Annotated in this window: 24 protein-coding genes and 1 other RNA gene; 21 read left to right on the top strand and 4 right to left on the bottom strand. The window is 53.8% G+C overall.

The window, feature by feature from the left end:
• Window positions 1–6 precede the first annotated feature (6 nt).
• Entirely contained in the window at window positions 7–1,035 is a 1,029-nt protein-coding gene (locus ACTVJH_RS08415) for a hypothetical protein (RefSeq protein WP_455989400.1), read from the top strand.
• On the opposite strand, the gene ACTVJH_RS08410 is transcribed toward ACTVJH_RS08415, so the two are convergent.
• Window positions 990–1,964 (bottom strand): TIGR01212 family radical SAM protein, encoded by a 975-nt coding sequence (locus ACTVJH_RS08410; RefSeq protein WP_455989398.1) that lies wholly within the window; start codon window positions 1,962–1,964, stop codon window positions 990–992. The two genes, ACTVJH_RS08415 and ACTVJH_RS08410, sit on opposite strands and share 46 nt — an antisense overlap.
• A 219-nt stretch (window positions 1,965–2,183) precedes the next feature.
• On the opposite strand from ACTVJH_RS08410, the gene ACTVJH_RS08405 reads away from it, so the two are divergent.
• The 20 genes from ACTVJH_RS08405 (at window position 2,184) to thrC (ending at window position 20,530) form a co-directional block, all read left to right on the top strand.
• Window positions 2,184–3,224, top strand: coding sequence for a rod shape-determining protein (locus ACTVJH_RS08405; RefSeq protein ID WP_455989396.1), 1,041 nt, complete (start codon window positions 2,184–2,186; stop codon window positions 3,222–3,224).
• 34 nt (window positions 3,225–3,258) lie between these two features.
• A complete protein-coding gene (gene mreC, locus ACTVJH_RS08400; RefSeq protein WP_455989394.1) occupies window positions 3,259–4,116 on the top strand; it encodes a rod shape-determining protein MreC in 858 nt (285 codons plus the stop codon).
• Window positions 4,113–4,571: a hypothetical protein gene (locus tag ACTVJH_RS08395; protein WP_455989392.1), complete on the top strand. Its 459-nt coding sequence runs from the start codon at window positions 4,113–4,115 to the stop codon at window positions 4,569–4,571. Before mreC ends, ACTVJH_RS08395 begins: the two co-directional genes overlap by 4 nt.
• Window positions 4,558–6,345: a penicillin-binding protein 2 gene (mrdA, locus tag ACTVJH_RS08390; RefSeq protein ID WP_455989390.1), complete on the top strand. Its 1,788-nt coding sequence runs from the start codon at window positions 4,558–4,560 to the stop codon at window positions 6,343–6,345. The genes ACTVJH_RS08395 and mrdA overlap by 14 nt, the downstream gene beginning before the upstream one ends.
• Window positions 6,345–7,451, top strand: coding sequence for a rod shape-determining protein RodA (gene rodA, locus ACTVJH_RS08385; RefSeq protein WP_455989388.1), 1,107 nt, complete (start codon window positions 6,345–6,347; stop codon window positions 7,449–7,451). The genes mrdA and rodA overlap by 1 nt, the downstream gene beginning before the upstream one ends.
• Before the next feature lie 119 nt (window positions 7,452–7,570).
• A complete protein-coding gene (locus ACTVJH_RS08380) occupies window positions 7,571–7,969 on the top strand; it encodes a bactofilin family protein (RefSeq protein WP_455989386.1) in 399 nt (132 codons plus the stop codon).
• A 153-nt stretch (window positions 7,970–8,122) separates the two neighbouring features.
• Window positions 8,123–8,545: an ATP synthase F0 subunit B gene (locus ACTVJH_RS08375; RefSeq protein WP_455989384.1), complete on the top strand. Its 423-nt coding sequence runs from the start codon at window positions 8,123–8,125 to the stop codon at window positions 8,543–8,545.
• Between the two features lie 49 nt (window positions 8,546–8,594).
• A complete protein-coding gene (locus ACTVJH_RS08370) occupies window positions 8,595–9,140 on the top strand; it encodes a F0F1 ATP synthase subunit B family protein (protein WP_455989382.1) in 546 nt (181 codons plus the stop codon).
• Entirely contained in the window at window positions 9,137–9,688 is a 552-nt protein-coding gene (gene atpH, locus ACTVJH_RS08365) for an ATP synthase F1 subunit delta (RefSeq protein ID WP_455989380.1), read from the top strand. The genes ACTVJH_RS08370 and atpH overlap by 4 nt, the downstream gene beginning before the upstream one ends.
• A gap of 5 nt (window positions 9,689–9,693) precedes the next feature.
• Window positions 9,694–11,202 (top strand): F0F1 ATP synthase subunit alpha, encoded by a 1,509-nt coding sequence (gene atpA, locus ACTVJH_RS08360; RefSeq protein ID WP_455989378.1) that lies wholly within the window; start codon window positions 9,694–9,696, stop codon window positions 11,200–11,202.
• An 18-nt stretch (window positions 11,203–11,220) separates the two neighbouring features.
• The gene (locus tag ACTVJH_RS08355; RefSeq protein WP_455989376.1) at window positions 11,221–12,099 is read left to right on the top strand and encodes a F0F1 ATP synthase subunit gamma; all 879 of its coding nucleotides are present in this window, start codon (window positions 11,221–11,223) and stop codon (window positions 12,097–12,099) included.
• Between the two features lie 14 nt (window positions 12,100–12,113).
• Window positions 12,114–13,523, top strand: a complete 1,410-nt coding sequence (gene atpD, locus ACTVJH_RS08350; protein ID WP_455989374.1) for a F0F1 ATP synthase subunit beta — start codon at window positions 12,114–12,116, stop codon at window positions 13,521–13,523.
• A 28-nt stretch (window positions 13,524–13,551) separates the two neighbouring features.
• The gene (locus ACTVJH_RS08345; RefSeq protein ID WP_455989372.1) at window positions 13,552–13,980 is read left to right on the top strand and encodes a F0F1 ATP synthase subunit epsilon; all 429 of its coding nucleotides are present in this window, start codon (window positions 13,552–13,554) and stop codon (window positions 13,978–13,980) included.
• A 199-nt stretch (window positions 13,981–14,179) separates the two neighbouring features.
• Window positions 14,180–15,544, top strand: coding sequence for a bifunctional UDP-N-acetylglucosamine diphosphorylase/glucosamine-1-phosphate N-acetyltransferase GlmU (gene glmU / locus ACTVJH_RS08340; protein WP_455989370.1), 1,365 nt, complete (start codon window positions 14,180–14,182; stop codon window positions 15,542–15,544).
• Between the two features lie 44 nt (window positions 15,545–15,588).
• A complete protein-coding gene (locus ACTVJH_RS08335) occupies window positions 15,589–15,768 on the top strand; it encodes a hypothetical protein (protein ID WP_455989368.1) in 180 nt (59 codons plus the stop codon).
• Window positions 15,769–15,770: 2 nt separating this feature from the next.
• Complete coding sequence (gene zapA, locus ACTVJH_RS08330) at window positions 15,771–16,046, top strand: cell division protein ZapA (RefSeq protein WP_455989366.1); 276 nt, start codon at window positions 15,771–15,773, stop codon at window positions 16,044–16,046.
• A 7-nt stretch (window positions 16,047–16,053) separates the two neighbouring features.
• Window positions 16,054–16,235, top strand: a non-coding RNA gene (gene ssrS, locus ACTVJH_RS08325) — 6S RNA.
• A gap of 262 nt (window positions 16,236–16,497) precedes the next feature.
• Window positions 16,498–18,057, top strand: a complete 1,560-nt coding sequence (gene rny, locus ACTVJH_RS08320) for a ribonuclease Y (protein ID WP_455989364.1) — start codon at window positions 16,498–16,500, stop codon at window positions 18,055–18,057.
• Between the two features lie 83 nt (window positions 18,058–18,140).
• Window positions 18,141–19,055 carry a UbiA-like polyprenyltransferase gene (locus ACTVJH_RS08315; RefSeq protein WP_455989362.1) on the top strand — a complete coding sequence of 305 codons (915 nt, stop codon included), beginning with the start codon at window positions 18,141–18,143 and terminating at the stop codon, window positions 19,053–19,055.
• A 26-nt stretch (window positions 19,056–19,081) separates the two neighbouring features.
• Window positions 19,082–20,530, top strand: a complete 1,449-nt coding sequence (gene thrC, locus ACTVJH_RS08310) for a threonine synthase (RefSeq protein WP_455989360.1) — start codon at window positions 19,082–19,084, stop codon at window positions 20,528–20,530.
• A 96-nt stretch (window positions 20,531–20,626) separates the two neighbouring features.
• On the opposite strand, the gene ACTVJH_RS08305 is transcribed toward thrC, so the two are convergent.
• The 3 genes from ACTVJH_RS08305 to mlaD all read right to left on the bottom strand — a co-directional run bounded on the left by ACTVJH_RS08305 (window position 20,627) and on the right by mlaD (window position 22,852).
• Window positions 20,627–21,622, bottom strand: coding sequence for an MlaA family lipoprotein (locus tag ACTVJH_RS08305; protein ID WP_455989358.1), 996 nt, complete (start codon window positions 21,620–21,622; stop codon window positions 20,627–20,629).
• Window positions 21,619–22,221: an MlaC/ttg2D family ABC transporter substrate-binding protein gene (locus tag ACTVJH_RS08300; protein ID WP_455989356.1), complete on the bottom strand. Its 603-nt coding sequence runs from the start codon at window positions 22,219–22,221 to the stop codon at window positions 21,619–21,621. The genes ACTVJH_RS08305 and ACTVJH_RS08300 overlap by 4 nt, the downstream gene beginning before the upstream one ends.
• 184 nt (window positions 22,222–22,405) lie before the next feature.
• The gene (mlaD, locus tag ACTVJH_RS08295; RefSeq protein ID WP_455989426.1) at window positions 22,406–22,852 is read right to left on the bottom strand and encodes an outer membrane lipid asymmetry maintenance protein MlaD; all 447 of its coding nucleotides are present in this window, start codon (window positions 22,850–22,852) and stop codon (window positions 22,406–22,408) included.
• Between the last annotated feature and the right edge of the window lie 10 nt (window positions 22,853–22,862).

Here is a 22,862-nt window from a genome sequence, read left to right as displayed (position 1 = left end):
ATGACCATGGCAGCCACGTTTTTCAATTCCCTGCGCTCCCTGCTGCTCGAGGCCTTGAGCGTGAGCCGTGATCTGTTCAAGATCATGATCCCGATCATTGTGGTGGTGAAGGTGTTGCAGGAGTTCGGCTTCATTGACCTGCTGGCCGATCCCCTGTCCGGAATCATGGGCTATGTGGGCCTTCCCGGCAGTATGGGGCTTGTTTGGGCAACCGCCATGATCAACAATATTTACAGCGGGATCGTGGTCTATGTCTCCCTGGCTCCCCAGGAGAGCCTGACGGCTGCCCAGACAACGGTTTTGGCGACCATGATCCTTGTGGCCCATTCCCTGCCCGTGGAACTGGAGATTGTCCGTAAATCCGGCCCCAAGCTCTGGTTTCAGGCCCTGTTGCGTGTGGCTTCCGCCTTTGTGCTCGGGATGATTCTCCATCATGTCTATGAATGGGGCGGATGGCTCTCGGGAGAAAGCGTGCTCCTGCTCGAGATCGATCCGGGCGACCAGGGTCTTGCGGCCTGGGCCCTTTCCCAGATCCAAAATCTGGCCTGGATTTTTCTGATCATCCTGGGGCTGCTCGTGCTCATGCGCTGTCTGTCGGCCCTGGGGGTCACCAGGATGCTCATCAGGGGGCTCGATCCGGTGCTCCGGCTTCTGGGCATCGGCAAGGAGGCGGCCCCGTTGACTATTGTGGGCATGGTCATGGGCATCGGATATGGGGGCGGACTCATCATGCACGAGGTCAAAAAGAACCGGGTCGGCAGGCGGGATATCTTTTTCGCCCTCTCTCTCATGGGGCTGTCCCACAGCCTGATCGAGGACACCTTGCTCATGCTTTCTCTGGGGGCCGGCCTTTCGGGTATTCTCGTCGGAAGGGTGATCTTTTCCCTGATTGTTGTTTTTGTCCTGGTACGGGGGGTCAACCGGGTTTCGGAAAAGACCTTCTTGAGATTGTTGTTCGCCCCACAGAGTGGGGGCGAGGGGAGGTCATCTCAGGCAAGTTCATCGGGAAGTCCGCCGCCGCGATCGAACCAGTGAGGGCGGCCTGAAGGTTCGCCCGTATATTTGCCCTGCCAGAGGTCACGACGTTCAAGCTCCCGAGCGATGGCTTGAAGAAGGTGTGATTTGCCCTGGGCCCAGTCCGGGGCGAGCAGTTCTCCCGGCTGGGGGTCTGCGTTGATCCTGTGGATGACGATATCCGGCCTCAGATGCGTCAACCCCTGGACCGCCCATGCAATGTACTCCTCGAGGCTCAACGGGTGGTAGTCTCCCCGTCGCCACCAGAGAGCCAGGCTGGTCCCCTTGCACACATAGAGATTGTGGATCTTGATCCCCCTGACAGGCAATTGATTCACAAAATCGATGGTCCCCAAAAAATCCTTCAGGGTCTCCCCGGGTAGGCCGGCGATGACATGGGCACAGACTTTCAGTCCCATGGCCCCTGCCAGGTTTGCGGCGTGAGCAAAGCTTGCCGCGTCGTGGCCCCGATTGATTCGTATCAGGGTCTGGTCATTGGCGGATTGCAGGCCCAGGTCGAGCCAGTTCTCGGATCCTGGAAATGCCGCCAAGGCCTTGAGTTTGGGCCTATCCAGGCAATCAGGACGGGTTCCTATGCACAGCCCTTCGAGTTCAGGCAGGCCGTGTAATGCATCCAGGACCCGGGTCAGCCTGGACAATGGTCCATAGGTATTGGTGAAGGATTGCAGATAGGCCAGGAATGCGTGGGCGTTGTATTTTTTTTGAAACCTGGTCCTCCAATGGGCGTATTGCGCATCAAGAGGAATGTCGTTTATGGCCTGACCCGTGCCTGAGCCTAGGGGATTACAGAAGATGCATCCCTTGGAAGAAAGGGAGCCATCCCTGTTGGGACAGGAAAACCCGGCGTCCAGAGGAATTTTTTGAATCCGTTTGCCGTGCCGGTTGTAAAAGTAGGTGGACAGGGGGAAATAGCGGGAAGGTGATCGCATGGGGATGTGGCCGGTTGCGGGTTGATCGAGACGGTTTTAAACAGGAAGCAAAGGGACTATCGCCTGTTGCCTGGTCGGGTCTCTTTTGATAGATGATAACGGTGTTTTTGCAATGATTGGGCCGGTTCGCGGACGGATGCGCATCCGTGACGGCCCAGTGGGTCAAGCCATTGCGGCAGTGATCCTCAACGAAGTGCTTATGCAGGCAAGTGAGGTTTTATGTCCAGGATTTTTGATGCAATCATCGGCAGTTTCTCCAACGATCTGGCCATTGATCTGGGTACCGCCAATACATGTGTGTACGTCAAGGGAAAGGGAATTGTCCTTCGTGAGCCTTCGGTGGTCGCTGTGAAGCGGGATGCCCGCGGAAACAATAAAGTACTCGCTGTGGGTGCCGAGGCCAAGCGCATGCTCGGACGCACACCGGGAAATATCGTTGCCATCCGCCCCATGAAGGACGGGGTCATTGCTGACTTCGAGGTCACCGAGGCCATGCTCAGGCACTTCATCTCCAAGGTCCACAACAGCAGGCGGCTGGTCAGGCCACGCATCGTCATCTGTGTGCCCACGGGGATCACTCAGGTGGAAAAGCGTGCGGTCAAGGAGTCTGCGCAAAGCGCCGGTGCCCGCGAGGTCTATCTCATCGAGGAACCCATGGCCGCAGCCATCGGGGCCGAGTTGCCCATCACCGAACCCACGGCGAACATGGTCGTGGATATCGGCGGCGGGACGACCGAGGTGGCGGTCATCTCCCTGGCAGGCATCGTCTACAGCCGGTCCGTGCGGATCGGCGGAGACAAGATGGACGAGGCCATCATGCAGTATGTCAAACGCAAGTACAATATGCTCATCGGTGAAAGCACCTCCGAGGAGATCAAGGAAACCATCGGTTCGGCATACAGCTCCGGAGACGAAGAGGAGATGGACATCAAGGGACGGGATCTGGTGTCCGGCATCCCCCAGAATATCACCATCACCTCCAAGGAGATCCGCAAGGCCATAGCCGAGCAGGTGGACGGCATTGTCCAGGCCGTGCGCATCGCCCTGGAACAGACCCCGCCGGAACTGGCCGCGGATATCGTCGACCGGGGCATCGTGCTTACCGGCGGGGGTGGGTTGCTCAAAGGGCTGGATCAATTGCTGCGCGAAGAGACTTCCCTGCCGATCATTGTTGTTGACGATCCTCTTTCAACCGTTGTCATGGGCTCAGGCAAGGTCCTGGACAACATGGACGTTCTTAAAGAGGTGACCGTCGATTAGACCCTTTTCCTTCAGCCCTCGCCGGGTCGTCTTCGTGGTGCTCGCTTGTCTCGTCGCCTATGTTGCCATCTATACCTGGAATGCCAAGACCGGTTTTCTGGACAGGATTGTCGTTGCCACGGGTCTTGAGGTGGTCGGCGGTGTGCTGGCTCCGGGAAAACGGGTGCATCGTGAGGTTGTCGAGTTTTGGGACAGGTATGTCTATCTGGTCGGCGTGAGACAGGAAAACGAATCACTGCGAAGAGAACGAAACGATCTGCGCATGGATCTGGACCGCGCTCGCGAGAAAGAACACGAGGCCGCCCGTCTGGAAAAGCTTCTTGCCTTCACCTCTCCGCCCGGCTGGCAACGGATCGGTACCCGTGTCGTGGGGCACCGTCTCGGCGTCAGTGCGGTCCTGATCTCCTTGGTGATTGATAAAGGGCAATGTTCGGGAGTGGTCAAGGACACGCCTGTCATCGATCCTCGAGGCGTGGTAGGCCGTGTGCATCGTCCCGGGCTGCATTTTTCTTCGGTTCTCCTCCTGGTCGATCCCAATAGTCACATCCCGGTCATGGGTGCCACGAGCAGAATTCCGGCCATTGTCGAAGGCCAGGGAGACGACCGCCCCTTGCTGGTCAAATATGTCCCCTTGAACGATATCATGCCCCAGGGCGAGATTTTGATCACTTCGGGTCTTGGGGGCATGTTTCCCAAAGGACTTCCCGTGGCCCAGGTCACCCAGGTGACCGGTTCCCCTCTCTCCTTGTTCCAGCATATTCTTGCTCAGCCTTTGGTCCGGCCGAAGATGCAGGAAGAACTTCTGCTTCTTCTGCCGGAAGACAACGCCACCTGCGTACGAGACGAGATCAAAGATACAACCCTCATCGATCAAAGTATGGGTGCTTCGTGAATGTCTGGACCTGGTGGATAGGGTACACCCTTCTGGCCATCTGGGCGCAGGAATGGTTTGGAGGAATAGATTTCTTCACTCCCGGTCTGATCGTTTTCTTGCAGACCGATCGCTGGAAAGGGTGCATCTGGTCCGCGATCATCTGGGGAATCATGCAGGAAGGGACGGGGGCCTTGTCGTTCGGATCCATCCTTTTGTTCGACGCCGGGCTGGTGGCCATGTTCCTGACAGGAAAATGGCTTCTTGAACCCGGAAACGTGGTTTTTGTTATGGTTTTTTCGGTCGTTCTGGTCATCTGGCGAGAGATCGTGGTCATGGGGTTGGCATCCCTTCAGGAGCTGGTGGTATTCTGGACTCCGCCTCACCTCATGGCGTTGCAATTCTTTGCCTATATCCTGACCTGGGCATTCATCTATCCATTGTTCCTCAAGGCGGTTTTTTGTGTCCGGGATTGAAAGCGACAAACTGCAGGGAATGCCGGGGAATCCTGTTCTCCTGTATTTTCTGGTCATCTTTCTTCTCTGCCTTTTTGGTTTGCGGTTGTGGTATCTGCAGGTCTATAAGGGTGCGTATTTCGACAACAAGGCCCATGACAATAGAATCCGCCGGTACAGTCTGTATGCTCCCCGCGGGCTCATTCGGGATACGAACGGCGTGCTGCTGGCCGAAAATCAACCCTCCTATGCCCTGAGTCTGATCAGGGAGGACTGCCTGGATGTCGACAGGACCCTGGCGCAGGTGGCCTTGTGGACGGATATCCCCCTGGATCAGCTCCGCAATGAGTACGAGAGGGGAAAAAAACGGGTCAGATCCTTTGATAATCAGATTCTTGTCCCGCATATCTCTTTTGACCAGGTCGCAATCATCGAATCACATGTGATCGACTGGCCGGGCCTGAGCATCCTTGTCAGACCCAAGAGGCACTATCCCGAGGGCCCCGAGATGACCCATGTTCTCGGCTATGTGGCACAGGCCAATGAGGATGAACTCAATGCCGATTCCCGGTTGGCCCTGGGAGACAATATCGGCAAGCTGGGTCTGGAATATGTTCTAGAGGATGTGCTGCGCGGCACAAAAGGACTCAAGGAATGCGAGGTGGATGCCTCGGGCAGAACCCTGGCCGAGAAGCAGATGGCTGCTCCCGAGGCCGGGGAAAGTGTTCGCATGAGCATAGATCTGGAGTTGCAGAAGGTTGCCACCAACGCCCTGAAGCCACATGCCGGGTCGGTGGTCGTTCTCGAGCCCGATACCGGCAAGGTGTTGGCCCTGGTGAGCGAACCCTCCTATGACAACAACAGCTTTGTGGACGGTATCGGGATAGATGCCTGGAACGCCCTGCTCTCCAATCCTCGTCACCCCCTGCAGAATCGGTCCATTCAGAGTACCTATCCGCCCGGATCGGTCTTCAAGCTGGTCATGGGCGCATGCGGCCTCCACCATCATACTGTACGGCCCAAAGATACGGTTTATTGTCCGGGAAGCTATCGTCTGGGCAACAGGGTCTTCAGATGCTGGAAGCGTCGAGGACACGGTACCGTTGATCTGAAGCGGGCATTGATAGAGTCGTGTGATGTCTATTTTTACAAGCTGGGCGAGGAATTGGGCATCGCGAAGATCAGTGCCTTTGCCAAGGAGTGCGGCTTTGGCAGCGCCACGGGGATTGCTTTGCCCCACGAAAAAAACGGTTTGATACCTGACAGCACCTGGAAGTGGAAACGGTATGGACGGCCATGGCAAAAAGGGGAGACCCTCAACGTATCCATTGGTCAGGGATCCGTCCTGGTCACCCCTCTTCAGGTGGCTGTTTATCTGGGGGCCCTGGTCAATGGGGGACGTCTTGTCAGACCCAGTCTGCTCAAGGAGGAACCGGTTCTTTCTACCCAATCGCTTCCCTTTGACGACTCGATCGCGGAACTGATCAGGGAGACCATGATAGAAACGGTCAACGATCCACACGGTACGGCTCGTCGACTGAGAATGAAGGGCTGTCGCATAGGAGGCAAAACCGGGACGGCCCAGGTGGTCAATCTTCAGGAAAAGTATGAAAAGAAGGAAACCCACGAGATCCCTTACAGAATGCGGGATCATGCATGGATGGCCAGTTTCGGGATCCAGCGTGACAAGAAATATGTTGTCGTGGCCATGGTCGAGCACGGCGGTCACGGGGGTTCCGATGCCGGTCCTGTTGTCAGAGCCGTGTACGAATATCTTTTTGCAGAGAAAAAATAATGTTCGATCGACGACTGATTTTTTACATTGATTGGGTTTTTCTGGGTACGACCCTGGTGCTTCTGGCCATGGGGGTGCTCAACCTGTACTCGGCCAGTGCCCTGAGGGTCGAGGGGGGTATGTCCCTGGACCCGTATTATCAGAAACAATTGATCTGGGGAGGGGTTGGCGCATCGGTCATGCTGGCGACCATGCTTTTTGACTACCGCCATCTCAAGGCCCTGGCCTGGCCCATGTTCATCCTGGTCATGCTTTTGCTTGTGGCCGTGCCGTTTTTCGGGAAAACGATCTATGGTGCCAAAAGGTGGATCGATCTCGGATTTTTCAACCTCCAGCCCAGCGAGTTGGCCAAGATCTGTGTTCTGGTTCTCGGGGCCAAATGTCTGGCCAGGATTCCGGAAAAACTCGATTGGTTGTTACTTGTCCGGGTGATGCTCATCGGTTTGGTGCCCGCGGTCCTGATCGCCAGACAGCCGGATCTGGGCTCGGCCCTGACCGTAATCCTTCTCCTTGGGGGGATGGTCCTGTACAAGGGAATCGAGGCAAAGATTCTCAAGATATTGCTGGTGATGGGCCCCCTGCTGCTCCCCTTTGGATGGTTTTTTCTTCATGAGTACCAGAAACAGCGGATCCTGACCTTCCTCAATCCAGGAAGCGATCCCCTGGGATCGGGGTATCATATTATCCAGTCGCAGATTGCCATCGGTTCGGGACGGTTCTGGGGGAAGGGGTTTCTCGAAGGAACCCAGAGCCAGCTCAGTTTTTTGCCCGAAAAGCATACCGACTTTGCCTTTGCCGTTTTTGGAGAGGAGTGGGGATTTGTTGGCGCGTTGATTCTTTTGATTCTTTTTTGTGTGTTTCTGTATCAGATCATATTGACATCTCAAGAGGCCAAGGACCATTTTGGTTCGCTTCTCTGCGCAGGGGTGTTTTTTTATTTTTTTCTCCAGATCCTCATCAATATGGGGATGGTTCTGGGGCTCATGCCTGTGGTGGGAATACCGCTTCCCTTTATCAGTTATGGAGGAAGCGCTTCTGTGGTCAATTTTTGTCTCATCGGCCTGGTACTCAATGTATCCATGCGTCGGTACGTATTCAAACAATAAGCCGGTCGTGATTCTTCCAACCGGGCTTGGGCAGAGCGGAGCGTATCGACGGACAATGTTCGAGTGATCCTGCGACTGCAGTGGTAACATTCGGCAAGAAAGCATATCGAGGATAAAGCATGGCACGTGATCAGATAAACGCTTTTTTGGGGGCGGGAACGCATTACGAAGGGACTCTTTCCTTTCAGGGCTCGGTGCGCATCGACGGCGAGTTCATCGGGGAAATAGACTCAGAGGGAACCCTGGTGGTCGGCAAGGACGCCCGGCTCGAGGGGGTGTTCAAGGTCGGGGAATTGGTCCTCAGCGGAACCATCAACGGAGAGGTGATCGCCGCCAAGAAGGCCGTTTTGAACAAACAATCTCATTTTTTCGGGACCCTGCACACCCCGCTTTTCGTGGTCGAGGAAGGGGCGGATATGCGCGGACGGGTGAACATGCATAAAGAGCAGAGCCCAACCGAAGGGATGCCGCAGAGCGGAGAGGAAAAGAACCTCGAACAAGAGGGGGATTTGACATAGGTGATACGTGAAAATCAGAACTTGCAGGAATGACAAGGGCTGAAAGCCAATTCCGGGGTCGAAAAATTCGAAAAAGCCTTTGACAGAAAAAAGTAAATTGGCTAGTAGGCGCGCTGACATTGAACAAAAATTCACATAGTCAGAGGGGGCTGCATGATTGAACTCAATGTAACATTTTTTATCCAGTTCGTGAACTTCTTGATCACGCTGATGGTGTTGAACCTGATCCTTTATCGTCCCATTCGGGGGATTTTGAAAAGGAGAGCGGAGCACCTGGCCGGTCGGCTGGCCGAGGTGGAAGACTTCAACGCACAGGCTGAAGAGAAGCTCGCAAGCTACGAAGAGGCATTGGCGACTGCCCGTGGTGAAGCGCAGGTCGTTCGCGCGAGCAGGCAGGAAGAGGGCTACGGGGAAGAAACAACTATTGTCGAGTCAGCATCCAAGGAAGCGTCTTCCTTTATCAGTGCGGCACGTCAAGAAATCGCTTCTGAAACCGAAGCGGCCCTGACCACCCTTAAAGGTAAAGTCGACGAGTACGCCAAGGCGACTACCGGCAAAATTCTAAGTAAAGCCTAAACCAAGAAAAAAGGAGGACGGAGCATTGAGAACTCTGAAGATGGTGGGGATGGCTTTCCTTCTTGTGCTCGTCTCTGCGGGGGCGGTTGTGGCAGCGGAGCACGGTGGGGGAGACTCTTCTAAATTGCTCAACTTGCTATACAGGTTCATCAATTTTGTGATCCTGGCCTGGATCATCTACAAGGTCGCGGGCAAGCGAATAGCTGAATTCTTTCGGGGACGAAAGTATCAGATTGAGAGCGATCTCAAGGATATGGATACCCGAAAGGAAGAGGCTGCCAAGAAGTTGAGCGATGTGGAAACGAGCATTGCCAACCTCGAGGCTGAAAAGGCCAAGATCCTTGCAGATGCAGAGGCGCAGGGGAATGCGCTCAAGCAGGCCATTATCGATCAGGCCCATGCATCTGCTGAGCAGATCAAGGCCCAGGCAAAGGTCGCTGCTGAACAGGAAGCCAAGCTGGCTGTCGAGTCCATCAAGGCCGAGATGGCGGAAAAGATTGTCGAAGCCGCAGAAATCATGGTGCAGAAGCAGCTGAAGAAAAAGGACCATGAAGGTCTGATCAATGAGTATCTAACCAAGGTGGTGCTAAATTGACAGGGAACATAGTTGCACGCAGGTACGCCCGAGCACTCTTTGCCATTGGTCAGGAAAACGGTGAGGCCGAGCTGAAAAAGTACGGCAGCGATCTTTTGCAGCTCGTGGAGGTGCTGAAAAGCGCCCCTGAACTCATGAAGTTTTTTCGTAATCCTGTCTTTACGGTTCCAGAGAAGAAAGGCGTCATGACGAAGGTGATGGCCAAGACAAAACCCTGCAAGGTTATAGAAAATTTTTGCTTTTTGTTGGCTGACAAGAATCGTTTGGATTGCCTGGCTGACATACAGGCCTACTTCAGTGTCATTTTGGATGAAGTGCAAGGCATTGTACGAGGTGATCTTGTCACCGCCATCGAGCTGACGGACCCCTTGAAGAAAAAAATCAAGGAAGAGCTCGAAAAGCAGTCTGGTCAGAAAATTGTCTTGGAATATGGGGTTGATCCCGACATTTTGGGGGGCCTTAAGCTCAAGGTCGGAGACAAGGTCCTGGATGCCAGCATAAGGGCCCAGCTAGACATTTTGAAAGAAAATATAAAGAGGGGTAAGTAGAGGCTATGCAAATCAGAGCAGAAGAAATCAGCCAAATCATCGAAGGCCAGATCAAGGATTACGATAAAAAGGTTGAGATGAGCGAAACGGGCGTGGTCCTGTCCGTAGGTGATGGAATCGCCCGTGTCTATGGTGTTGAAAACGCCATGGCCATGGAGCTTTTGGAATTCCCCGGTGGCGTCATGGGTATGGTCCTGAACCTCGAAGAAGACAGTGTCGGTGTCGCTCTTCTCGGTGAAGACAGGGGAATCAAGGAAGGTGACACGGTCAAGCGTACGGGCCGTATCGTCCAGGTTCCTGTGGGTGAAGCCGTTCAGGGTCGTGTTGTGGATGCCCTTGGACAGCCCATCGACGGCAAGGGTCCCATCGAGGCGAAGGAAACCCGTCTGATCGAAATCAAGGCTCCTGGTATCATCGCTCGTAAATCCGTTCACGAGCCCATGTACACCGGCCTCAAGGCTATTGATGCCATGACCCCCATCGGTCGCGGACAGCGTGAGTTGATCATCGGTGACCGTCAGGTCGGAAAGACCGCCGTCGGTATCGATGCCATCATCGCCCAGAAGAACACGGACGTTCATTGCTTCTACGTCGCCGTTGGTCAGAAAAAGTCCACTGTCGCCCAGGTTGTGGATACCCTGAAGAAACACGGCGCCATGGAATACACCACGGTTATCTCTTCAACCGCTTCCGAACCCGCATCTCTCCAGTATATCGCATCCTACGCCGGATGTACCATGGCCGAGTACTACCGCGATAGCGGGCAGCATGCACTGATCATCTACGACGATCTCTCCAAGCAGGCTGTTGCGTATCGGCAGATGTCTCTGCTGCTCCGGCGTCCTCCGGGACGTGAGGCCTTCCCCGGCGATGTTTTCTATCTCCATTCCCGGCTCCTGGAACGCGCCTCCAAGGTCAACGATTCCCTGGGCGCCGGTTCCATGACCGCTCTGCCGATCATTGAAACCCAGGCTGGAGACGTTTCCGCATACATCCCGACCAATGTTATCTCCATTACTGACGGACAGGTCTATCTGGAACCCAACCTGTTCAACGCCGGTGTCCGCCCGGCCATCAACGTTGGTCTGTCTGTCTCCCGTGTTGGTGGTGCCGCTCAGATCAAGGCCATGAAAAAGGTCGCTGGAACCCTTCGTCTGGACCTTGCCCAGTATCGTGAACTGGCCGCTTTTGCCCAGTTCGGTTCTGATCTCGATAAGTCCACCAAACTCAAGCTGACCCGTGGTGAGCGTCTGGTTGAACTGCTCAAGCAGCCCCAGTACAAACCCATGCCGGTTGAAAATCAGGTTGTCACCCTGTACGCAGGGGCAAAGGGCTTTTTGGACGAGATTCCTGTTGAAAAGATCCAGATATTCGAGGCAGCCATGCAGGAATTCATGAACACTCAGAAGGCCGATGTGCTCAAGGAAATCAAGGAAACTGGAGACTTGGGCAAGGAAACCGAAGACAAACTCGTTGCTGCCATCGAAGAGTTCAAGAAGACCTTTAAAGCCTAGAGAGACAAGGAGAAGTAAATGGCATCACTCAGGGACATTCAGACACAGATCAGCGGGGTCAAGAAGACCAAGCAGATCACCAAGGCCATGAATATGGTTTCGTCTGCCAAACTGCGTGGTGCGCAGCAGCGCATCGAACGCTTTGGTCCCTATGCCGATAAATATCAGGAGATTCTCACCGATCTTGCCTCCCGGGCTGATGCGAACGTTCATCCTCTTTTGGAGCAACGAGAAGAGAGAAAAACGGTCGGTATCATCCTTGTCACCTCGGAAAAGGGGTTGTGCGGTAGTTTCAACGCCTCCCTGTGCAATGCGGCCAAGCGATTGGCCAAGCAGAAATCCGAGGAAGGCAAGACGGTCCAATTTATCTGCGTAGGTAAAAAAGGCAGAGACTTTGTCAAGAAAACATCCTACGAAACTGTCGAGGCACATGTCGAAGTCATGAACAGCTTCGATTTTCAGCTGGCCAATTCCATTGGAGTCCAGTCCATCGACAAGTATATTTCCGGGACGTTTGACGAAGTACATATCGTGTACGGAAAATTCATCAACATCGCTAAGCAGGAAAGCGTGGCCAACCAGATTCTGCCGGTTGAGCAGAACGAAGCCGAGGAAGAGACGACAGGCGCTTCGAGCGAGTATATTTTCGAGCCATCTGTTGAAGGCCTTCTGGCCGAACTCTTGCCGAGGTATGTCAAGGTCCAGATTTATCGAGGGCTTCTTGACACGTCAGCCAGTGAGCATGCTGCCCGCATGACGGCAATGGATAACGCCACCAAGAACTGTGATGAGCTCGCTGACAGTCTTACGTTGGCATATAATAAGGCCCGCCAGGCCGGTATCACCACGGAGTTGATGGATATCGTCGGCGGTTCTGAAGCGTTGAAAAATGCATAGGGGGACATAAAGGCATGAGTGCAGAAAATGTCGGAAAAATAGTACAGGTTATTGGAGCTGTCGTGGACCTGGAGTTTCCAGAAGGCAAGCTTCCATATATATTTAACGCTATCAACATCACCAGCCCGACCTTGAGTGATGAGCCGGACAACCTGGTGGTCGAGGTAGCCCAGCATCTTGGTAACAATGTTGTCCGTTGTATCGCCATGGACGGAACCGATGGTTTGGTTCGCGGCATGGAGGCCAGGGACACGGGTGCTCCCATCTCCGTTCCAGTCGGCAAGGCCTCTCTCGGACGTATCCTGAACGTTGTCGGTAAGCCCGTTGACGAAATGGGCCCCATCAACTCGGAAAAAACCTATCCCATTCATCGTCCCACTCCTGATTTCGTGGATCAGTCCACCACGATCGAAGTGTTGGAAACAGGTGTCAAGGTCATCGACCTGCTCATCCCCTTCCCCAAGGGCGGCAAAATGGGTATGTTTGGTGGTGCCGGTGTCGGCAAGACCGTTATCCTAATGGAAATGATCAACAACATCGCCAAGCAGCACGGTGGTATCTCCGTGTTCGCCGGTGTTGGTGAACGTACCCGAGAAGGAAACGACCTGTACCACGAAATGAAGGACGCCGGGGTTCTGGAACGTGCCGCTTTGGTCTACGGTCAGATGAACGAACCTCCGGGAGCCCGTGCCCGTGTCGCGCTGACCGCTCTGGCCGCTGCCGAGTATTTCCGTGATGAAGAAAATCAGGACGTGCTCCTGTTCATCGACAACATCTTCCGTTTCACCCAGGCCGGTTCCGAGGTGTCCGCACTGCTCGGACGTATGCCTTCGGCCGTTGGTTATCAGCCCACCCTGGGTACTGACCTCGGTGCTCTCCAGGAACGGATCACCTCCACCAACAAGGGGTCCATCACCTCGGTTCAGGCCGTTTACGTTCCCGCCGATGACTTGACTGACCCCGCACCGGCAACGACCTTCTCGCATCTCGACGGAACCATCGTTCTTTCCCGTCAGATCGCCGAGCTTGGTATCTACCCGGCCGTTGATCCTCTGGACTCCATCTCTCGTATTCTCGACCCCAACGTGGTCGGTGAAGAGCATTACCGTATCGCCCGTGAGGTCCAGATGGTCCTTCAGAAATACAAGGATCTCCAGGATATCATCGCCATTCTGGGTATGGATGAGCTCTCTGACGAAGATAAACTCACCGTTTCCAGAGCTCGTAAAATGCAGCGTTTCCTCTCCCAGCCCTTCTTTGTTGCCGAACAGTTCACCGGCAAGGCCGGTCGGTATGTCAAGATCGAAGATACCATCAAGGGCTTCAAGGGTATCTTGGAGGGCGATTATGATGATCTGCCCGAGCAGGCTTTCTACTATGTAGGCTCCATTGATGAGGCTGTAGAACACGCTAAGGAAATGTAAGAATCTTTGACCAGAAAGGTAAGTTGATATGGCTAACACGATCCATTTTGAGATAGTGACTCCCGACAGGAAGTTGCTCAGTGAAGACGTCGAGTATGTTGGTGCTCCAGGCATCAATGGCGAATTCGGCGTTTTGCCCAATCACATACCTTTTCTGTCAGCTCTTGGCATCGGGAGCCTCTATTACAAACAGGGCGGCAAGAAGTATTATGTCTTTATTGCCGGCGGTTTCGCAGAGATTTCTTCCGAAAAAGTATCTGTACTTGCTGAAGTTGCAGAAAAGGCCGAAGAGATTGACATTGAGCGTGCTCGGAAATCAGCTGATCGGGCTGAAAAGCGTCTTGCCCAGCAGAAGGAAAAAGTCGATTTCGCACGGGCCCAGGCACAACTCGCCAGGTCCATGCATCGAATGCAGTGCCGCGAGTCCGCTGTTGCCGAAGGAACCTGCCGCATGTAGGTTCTTGGGTACACGAATCGTCAATCATGGGGACAGGCCATCGGGCCTGTTCCCTTTTTTTTGGTGGACAGGTCACTCGTGTTCATTTAAAAATTAATGATATTATTTATTGGCGTGTTACAGAATTTTTTTATAAAACCGCCCCCACGTTCTGACCTCAGAACGTGTAAGGGCTTTCATTCATAGCGAGAATCCGACCATGTTCGATGCTTCCATCGGTGCACTGATTCTTGCCGGGGGAAAGGGTACCCGGCTCTATTCCACACGTCCGAAGGTGCTTCAGACCATTCTAGAGACCCCACTTCTGGAATACGTGTACCTGCGTTTTAAACCCTTGTTTGGAGATCGCCTCTGGACCGTTGTCGGCTTTGCCCATGAGGAAATTGAGGCAACTTTTCCTCATGACAAGGATCGGTTTATTCTTCAGTCCCCGCAACTGGGAACGGGCCATGCCCTTCAGGTCGCCTGGTCGACCATTCGCCAGTCCGGTGTGAAATATGTTGTCGTGGCCAATGGGGATACTCCCTTTGTCTCTGACCAGGCCCTGGCCGATTTGGTCAAACAAGGGCTTGAAAAGAGTGCCGATATAGCCTTTTTGAGCATTATCCTGGACGATCCCGGAAGTTACGGCCGCGTGGTTCGCAAGAGTGACGGGAGCGTCAGGGCGATCGTCGAGGCCCGGGATTTTGCACAGATGGATCCGGGTGACGAAATTCATGAGGTCAACTCGGGCATCTATTTTTTGCGGGTCGATGCAGTGGACAGGCTCTTGTCTCATTTGACCGACGATAATGCCCAGAACGAGATATATATCACGCAATTGGTAGATCTTGCCTGCGGCATGGAGATGCAGGTGGCCGCTGTCGAACAGGGGGACGGTCCCGAGCTCTTTGGCATCAACACCCCTCAGGAGCTCATCGATGCGGAAAACCGCCTTTGTCCCGGTATCGTTGCGGACTGGATCGACAGGGGGGTCATCATTCGCAACAAGGATCTGGTTCGCATCGGGCCCAAGGCCGAATTGGCCTCGGGTGTGGACATCACCGGCCCTTGCGAGATCTATGGTCGCTCCGTGCTCGGCCCCGGAACACGGGTTCATTCCCATTGCAGGATCGAAAACAGTCAACTAAATGGTTGCCAAGTGCATTCCTTTTCACATATAGATGATACACAGGTTGGAAAAGACTGCTCGGTTGGTCCGTATGCTCGACTCAGGCCTGGGACTGTTCTGGAGCAAAATGCCAAGGTCGGCAATTTTGTTGAAATCAAGAAGAGTGTTCTAGGAGAAGGGAGCAAAGCCAGCCATCTGACCTATCTTGGTGATTCGACCATTGGAAAAGAGGTCAATATCGGTGCTGGAACCATTACCTGTAATTACGATGGCGAGAACAAACATCGCACCCATATTGGAGACGGCTCCTTCATCGGAAGCAATACCGCGGTGGTCGCCCCTGTGCGAATTGGTCGTGGGGTTCTTGTGGGCGCCGGAACGGTAGTAACCAAAGATGTACCTGATGACTCACTATGCATAGCCCGGGCAAAACAAAAAAATCTGAAAAGATGAGGTGGCTTGATTTTGCCCGAGCCGCTACAAAACATACAAAAAATATGGAAGTACTTACCCAACTCACCGACAAGATCGAAACTTTGATCGAAAAAAAGGAAACCCTCGAGGCAGAGAATATGCTTCTCAGGGATCAACTCGACAAGGAGCGGCAGAACAAAGAGGCCGTGCTTGCTAAAATTGAACACCTTCTGGGCAGGATTCAGGAGGTCAACCTCGACTAGGAATGGCTGGGTATAGGATAAGTCTGCTTGGTCTGGATACATCCTTTAAGACGGACGCAAGTCCTGAGCGAGTGGATAAAGCCAGATTACTTCTGGAGGAGAGGTTTCAGCCCCTGTTGGAAATGGGGCGGAATCTGAGTAAGGAAAAATTGCTGGTAGTGTTGGCACTTAGCCTTGCTGATGACTTTCTGCAATGTACTGATCGGCTGCAGGAGCTGGAAACTCAGCTTGAGCAGCTGTTACATAAGATAGATAGTATCAATCAGAAAGATTCGTAGATGTGAAATTTTCCTGGGAAGTTCGTGATCATGTATGTTATTTTTGAGCCAATAACGCTGTCTAGGGAGCCGGAGCCGATTGCTGTGTGCATGCCCGCCATCTGTGCGGGAAGCCTGATGGATCGGGGGGGCGCCCACCTCCGCATAAGAGGTTCAAATTGACACATGACACGGCTTCCTGGGTAATCTATTCGTTCTAGGAGCGGTGTTCTCTTGCAGTGACATCGTTCTCATCTCCTCGCCAAGGCTTTCCTGCCACCTCCTCCATCCCAATTGAGCCGTCCTGATGGGTGACTCACCTTTACGATCGCTTGTACTCTTTTTTTTACTTTCAGGCGATCGTTTGTCCCAACGCACATAAGCCCCAAGTCGTATCTTGTGGCATCATCATAAATCTCCGTGCGAGATCTTTCTCGGGAAAGATTCCAGCGGAAGGCAACGGAGGACTGTCATGCTCAGTTCAATTATCATTACCGCCTTTATCTGTATCGGAATCGGTGCAGGTGCAGGGTTCATCGTTCAGCGCAAATTGTATATAAAGCAGGAAATTGAAGCTCAGAGCCTTGCCGAGAAGATTCTCGACGAGGCGCGCAAGGAGGCTGTCGCCCACAAGAAAGAGGTTCTTCTTCAGGGGCAGGATGAAATTTTCCGTCAGAAAAAGGAGATGGAAGAGGACATCAAGGGCCGGGAAAGAGAGGTTAAAAGGCTGGAAGCCAGGATTCAGGAAAAGCAGGAGCGTTTGGAGAGCAAGCTGGAAAGCACGACCAGGCGTGAAAGTGAGTTGGTCAGTTCGGAAAAGAAACTGGCTAAACAGGAACAATCGCTCATAGATAAGACCAAACATCTAGATGATCTCATTCTCGAAGAGGAGCGCAAGCTTGAGCAGGTTTCCGGTCTGACAGCCGAAGAGGCCAAGCAGCGGATCATGCAGGAGATAGAGAGTCAGACCCGCCATGAGGCTGCCAAGATGATCCGGGTCATAGAGATCGAGGCCCAGGAAAAAGCCACACGCAAGTCGCGTGAGATTCTGGCCACGGCCATCCAGCGCTACGCCGGAGACTACGTCTCCGAACAAACCGTCTCCACAGTGGAGCTGCCCAGCGAGGATATGAAGGGGCGGATTATTGGCCGTGAAGGCCGGAATATTCGAGCCATCGAGGCGGCCACCGGAGTGGATCTGATCATTGATGACACCCCGGAAACCGTGGTCCTTTCAGCCTATAGTCCCCTGAGGCGTCAGATTGCCAAGGAGGCTTTGGAGCGGCTCATCAGCGACGGACGGATTCATCCAGCCCGGATCGAAGACGTTGTCAAAAAGGTCGAACAGGAAATGGATGTAAAACTTCGTGAGATCGGTGAGCAGGCCACCTTTGATGTTGGTGTGCATGGCATCCATCCCGAAGTTGTGCGTCTTTTGGGACAACTTTACTACCGGACCAGTTATTCACAGAATGTTCTCCACCATTCGTTGGAGGTGGCCTTTCTGTGCGGTGTCATGGCTGCGGAACTGGGCATGGATGTCAAAAAGGCCAAGCGGGCCGGTCTGCTTCATGACCTGGGCAAGGCTGTGGACCATGAAATTGAAGGTCCCCATGCCCAGATTGGTGCCGATCTGGCCAAGAAGTATGGAGAATCCAAAGAAATCGTTCACGCCATTGCAGCGCATCACGAGGATGTGCCGCCCCAGACTGTGCTCGCCGTCCTTGTTCAGGCAGCGGATTCTCTGTCCGGTGCCCGTCCCGGTGCCCGCAAAGAGCTTTTGGAGAATTATGTCAAGCGGTTGGAGGAACTTGAAGGAATCGCAACCAGCTTTGAAGGGGTGAACAGAGCCTATGCCATCCAGGCCGGACGCGAACTGCGGGTCATGGTCGATTGTGAACAGGTGAATGATGACAGGATCTATCTCCTGTGCAAGGATGTGGCCAAGAAAATCGAAGAGAAAATGACCTATCCCGGCCAGATCAAGGTGACGGTTATTCGGGAAAAGCGGGCTGTGGGATACGCCAAATAAATTCGCTCCAGGCCAGCAATACGATGTGACCGGTCTCTTTTTGAGAGAAATTTCCAAGCTTGAAGTAAATGAGGTGAGCGCACATGCGTCCCGATTCCAACAATTGGCTTGCACGGACATTTCGTGCCTTCATCATCCTGTGTCGGATGATCAAGATAGAGCATTCCGTCTTTGCCCTCCCCTTCGCCTATGTCGGTGTTTTCTGGGCGGCGGAAGGGTGGCCCGGAACCAGGGTTTTTGTGCTTCTCACCCTGGCCATGATTCTGATCCGATCCTTTGCCATGGGGTTCAATCGGCTGGCGGATGCGGCCATAGATGCGGCCAATCCCAGGACCCGGAATCGTCCTTTGGTTACAGGAGAGATATCTCCTCTTCAGACCAAGGTGTTTCTGCTGATCTGTGCCATGGGATTCTGGGCTGCATGCTGGGGACTCAATGAACTCTGCTTTCTGTTGGCTCCGTTTGCCCTGATCTGGTCGGCAGGTTACAGCTTTGCCAAGCGATTCACCCCGCTCTGCCATTATGCCCTTGGTTCGGTCCATTTTCTGGCTCCCATTGCGGGCTGGATCGCCTTTGAGCCGGTGATCACACCCGTTTCTGTGATTCTCGGCCTTGGGGTTCTTTTCTGGGTCGCGGGTTTTGATATGCTCTATTCCAGTCAGGATGTGGACTTCGATCGGGAGCACGCCCTTTTTTCCGCACCGGCAACCCTGGGCGTCCCTGTTGCTCTTGCCCTGTCCACTTTTTCCCATGTCTGTACCGTGATCTTTTTCGGTCTGGCCGGATGGGTTCAGGGGGCAGGTTGGATGTATTTTTCCGCATGGGGGATTGTTTCCCTGATCCTGCTTTTCGAACATACCCTGATTACGGAAAAAGACATGGGTCGGGTCAATATGGCCTTTTTCACCTTGAACGGATTGGTGGCCGTGGTCTTTTTGCTCGGTGTCCTGGCGGACCTGTTCATTGAAACCGTCGTTCCCCTGCAGTTTGCTTTCTGAACCATTCAGCCCTTTATGTATCTGCCATGAACCAAACGAACGGATTTCCCACCTACAGAGGATCCATGCGCTACCTCTGCCTCTCTTGTGGTGCAACCTATCCCATTGACGAATTGTACTATACCTGTCCCGACTGCGGAGGGGTTTTTCTCCTGGAAGATACCACCCTCGAGTCCCTGGGCGATCTTCACGACGGTCGGGGGTGGCAGGACGTTTTCGATGCCCGGGCCGCAACCAAGACGACGTGTCTGAGAGGCATTTTCAGATTTTACGAGCTCATGGCTCCGGTACTCGAGCCCGAGGACATTGTGTATCTTGGAGAAGGGAATACGCCCATTGTCAGGGCTTCCCAGACACTCGAGTCGTATGTCGGCCAGCCATTGGCCTACAAGAATGACGGGCAGAATCCCAGCGGATCCTTCAAGGATCGCGGGATGGCCTGTGCATTCAGTTATCTCAAGCACCTGGTGCGCAAGCATGGCTGGGAACACGTGATCACCATCTGTGCCTCCACCGGGGACACCTCGGCTGCTGCCGCCCTGTACGCCTCCTATGTGGGTGATCCCCTGAAATCGGTGGTTCTTCTTCCCCAGGGCAAGGTCACTCCCCAGCAATTGGCTCAGCCTCTGGGAAGCGGGGCTCTGGTCCTGGAGGTCCCGGGGGTGTTCGACGATTGCATGAAGGTAGTCGAGTATCTGGCAGACAATTATCGGGTCGCGCTGCTCAATTCCAAAAACGGCTGGCGTATTCTCGGGCAGGAAAGTTATGCCTACGAGGTGGCCCAGTGGTACGATTGGCAGATGGCCGGAAAGGCCCTGTTCGTGCCCATCGGCAATGCCGGGAACGTCACGGCGGTCATGTCGGGCTTTTTGAAACTGCACCGTCTCGGGATCATTGATACCCTGCCCAAGATCATAGGCGTCCAGTCCTCGCATGCCGATCCGGTGTTCAGGTATTATGATCAGCCCTTGGATTCCCGATCCTACGCCCCGGTCACGGTGCGGCCCAGCGTGGCCCAGGCGGCCATGATCGGCAATCCGGTCTCTTTTCCCAGGGTCAAGTTTCTGGTGGATCAGTATGAGACCCGGGGGGGCGCTTTCAAGGTCGTCCAGGTTCAGGAGCAGGAGATCATCGAAGGAATGCTTCGGGTCAATCGACACGGGCACATCGCCTGTACCCAGGGAGGCGAGTGTTTTGCCGGATTGCTCAAGGCCAGGGAGGCGGGACTGCTCGAACCCGGAGAACTGGCCATTCTCGACTCGACAGCCCATGCCCTTAAATTCATCGGGTTCCAGGAAATGTATTTCACGGATTCCTTCACCCAGGCCTATGAAATCACCCCGGGCAAAGAACTTCACAATGCTCCCCATGAACTCATCGATACGTCTCGCAAGAATACACTGGATGAGTCATCCTTCACCCGAGAGGCCGCCGAGCGGGTAGTTGCCAGGTTGGGATTGACCAGCAAGTTGTAACGGCTGACGTCTCGATGAAACACCAAAAAAAGCGCTCTCCCCGAAGTCGGGAGAGCGCTTTTTTTGTGGTGCGTTTCCAGATGAGAAACCAGTGAGTTATTCGCTGTCGCGGGTAAGGTGGCGACGGTGCTGGGTGTAGAAGTCCTTGAGGGCCTCGTAGGGATCAATGGACGCTTCCTTGAGATCCTCGTAGTCACCAATGTGCAGGGAGGTGTAATTGACGGTGCTCTCGCCCTTGAGAGCCAGGCGGATTTGCCATTTGTCAATATAATTGATCGGATCGAGAAAGTATTCTCCAATGCTTCCAGACGTGTCACGCAACGTCGAAGGGCCCAGGAGGGGCCAGACAATGTAAAATCCGTCTCCAACGCCGTAGTGGGCCAGGGTCTGGCCCAGATCTTCAGGAGAGAGGTCCTTGAGGGGGTCGATATGATCGGAAATCTTGACCAACCCGCCCACACCGAAGGTGGTGTTCATGGCAAAGGCACCGACCTCCTTGAAGGCCTTGTCAAATTTAAACTGCAGGAGACTGCTGACAAAGCGGATGGGAAAGGCGAGATTGGTAAAGACATTGTTGATTCCGGTACGCATCTGCACGGGAAAGATGGCGCCGTACACTGATGCGGTAGGCTTGAGCACCCAGAAGTAGAGCTTGTCGTTGAGGACGAACATGGCCCGGTTAAAAGGCTCCAGTGGGTCGGCAACCTGCGCTCCGGAGCCTTCTGAATCCATGAGGGCGTAGTCGGCATCCAGGTCATCATAATAGTCCTCGTCCCATTCATCTTCCAGGGCATCATCCCATGGATCGGTTTTCGCCGAATCATCGATGGGTTGGCGAGCGAAAGAAGTTTGCGAAGATGTCGTGACGGGTGAGGAACCGCTGGGGTCCGGGGATTCTTCGTGATGCGTTTTCTGGGCTTGAGCTACGTTCCGGCCGGGGTCTGGGTCAGGACCCTGCAGGACCGGATTCGTCTTCGAGCCACAGGCTGACAGGAGAAGGACACCGGCCAGCAAGAGCGTGCAGGGCATTGCTGAACCAAGCTTCTGCGGTCGATGGGCGCCGCTGAAAAAGGCACGCAAGGAGGCAATCATGATTCATTGCCCGACTGTTCGATTTTTTTTCTGACCTGGTCGAGAAGGACGCTGGGCGGATTCTTGGAAAGGATGGAACTGAACTGGGAACGGTAATTCTTGACCAAGCTGACCCCCTCGACAATCACATCGTAGACCCGCCATTGATCGTTTCTGGATCGGAGCATGTAATCCAAGGGAACTTCCTTGTCGTTGAGCATGATGTGGGTGTTCACCTTGGCCTTGGTGGGCGAGAGAATGGTTTCCTTGGAAAAGATGACGGGTTCGCCATTGTAGGACTGGATTTTATCCATGTAGATTTTTTGCAGGAGCTGGGAAAAAAGATCCCGGAATTCATGGCGCTCTTCATCGGTAAAGGATTTCCAATATTTTCCCACGGCAAGTCGGGTGACATCGTTGAAGTCGAACAGACTTTCTCCCACCTGGACCAGCATCTCCTGCTGTCGTTTCTTATTGGCCTCGCCCTTGTACTCGGGACTGGTCAGGATAAAGATGGCCTGGTCGACATTGGATTTGACATGTTCCATGGGCGTTGTGGTCGCCTGAAGCGGCGTTGAAAAAATCATAATCAGAAAAAAGGCAAAGATGGTTCGCAACATGTGTCTACCTTGGGTTCGGGCAATGGCCCTTTGAAAGGAGGATGGTGTGCACCATGAACATCTGAAGAAAACCGGACGGTTTGTCGGTGTGGTTCGTGAAGGTCCTGATGCGCCGGATCTGGAACCTACCAGCAGCGGATGCACAACTCGCTTCAGAAGAGCTCCTTGGTGCTGCTGATTCGCTCTAGACCTTGCCAAAAATATACTTGCTGATCAATTCCTCGAAATCCACCGTGGACTCGGTGTCCACGATAATCCCATCTTCCGTGATGGGCTCGAGGCCGCCGCCTGGTGAGATTTTGATATACTTGTCGCCGATCAGTCCACTGGTCTTGACCGAGGCGATAGCGTCCTCGTCTATGGGCACGTTTTTTTCGATTTTCAAGGCCACCATGGCCACCTGATCCTCGGTATCCAGGGTGATGGACTCCACCTGGCCGATGGGGACCCCGGCCATCTGGACAAAGCTGCCTGTCTTGAGACCGGTGACATTGGTGAATCGAGCATTGATTGTATAGTAATCGCCGCCGAAGAGTTCCATTTTACCCAGTTTGACAGTGAGATAGGTAACGCAGAGGCATCCGATGATAAAAAAGATGCCCACGATGGATTCCTGTTTGAATCGTTGTATGGATGACATG

The sequence above is a fragment of the Desulfoplanes sp. PS50 genome, from assembly GCF_053851535.1.
This window is presented reverse-complemented; position numbering and strand designations above follow the sequence as displayed.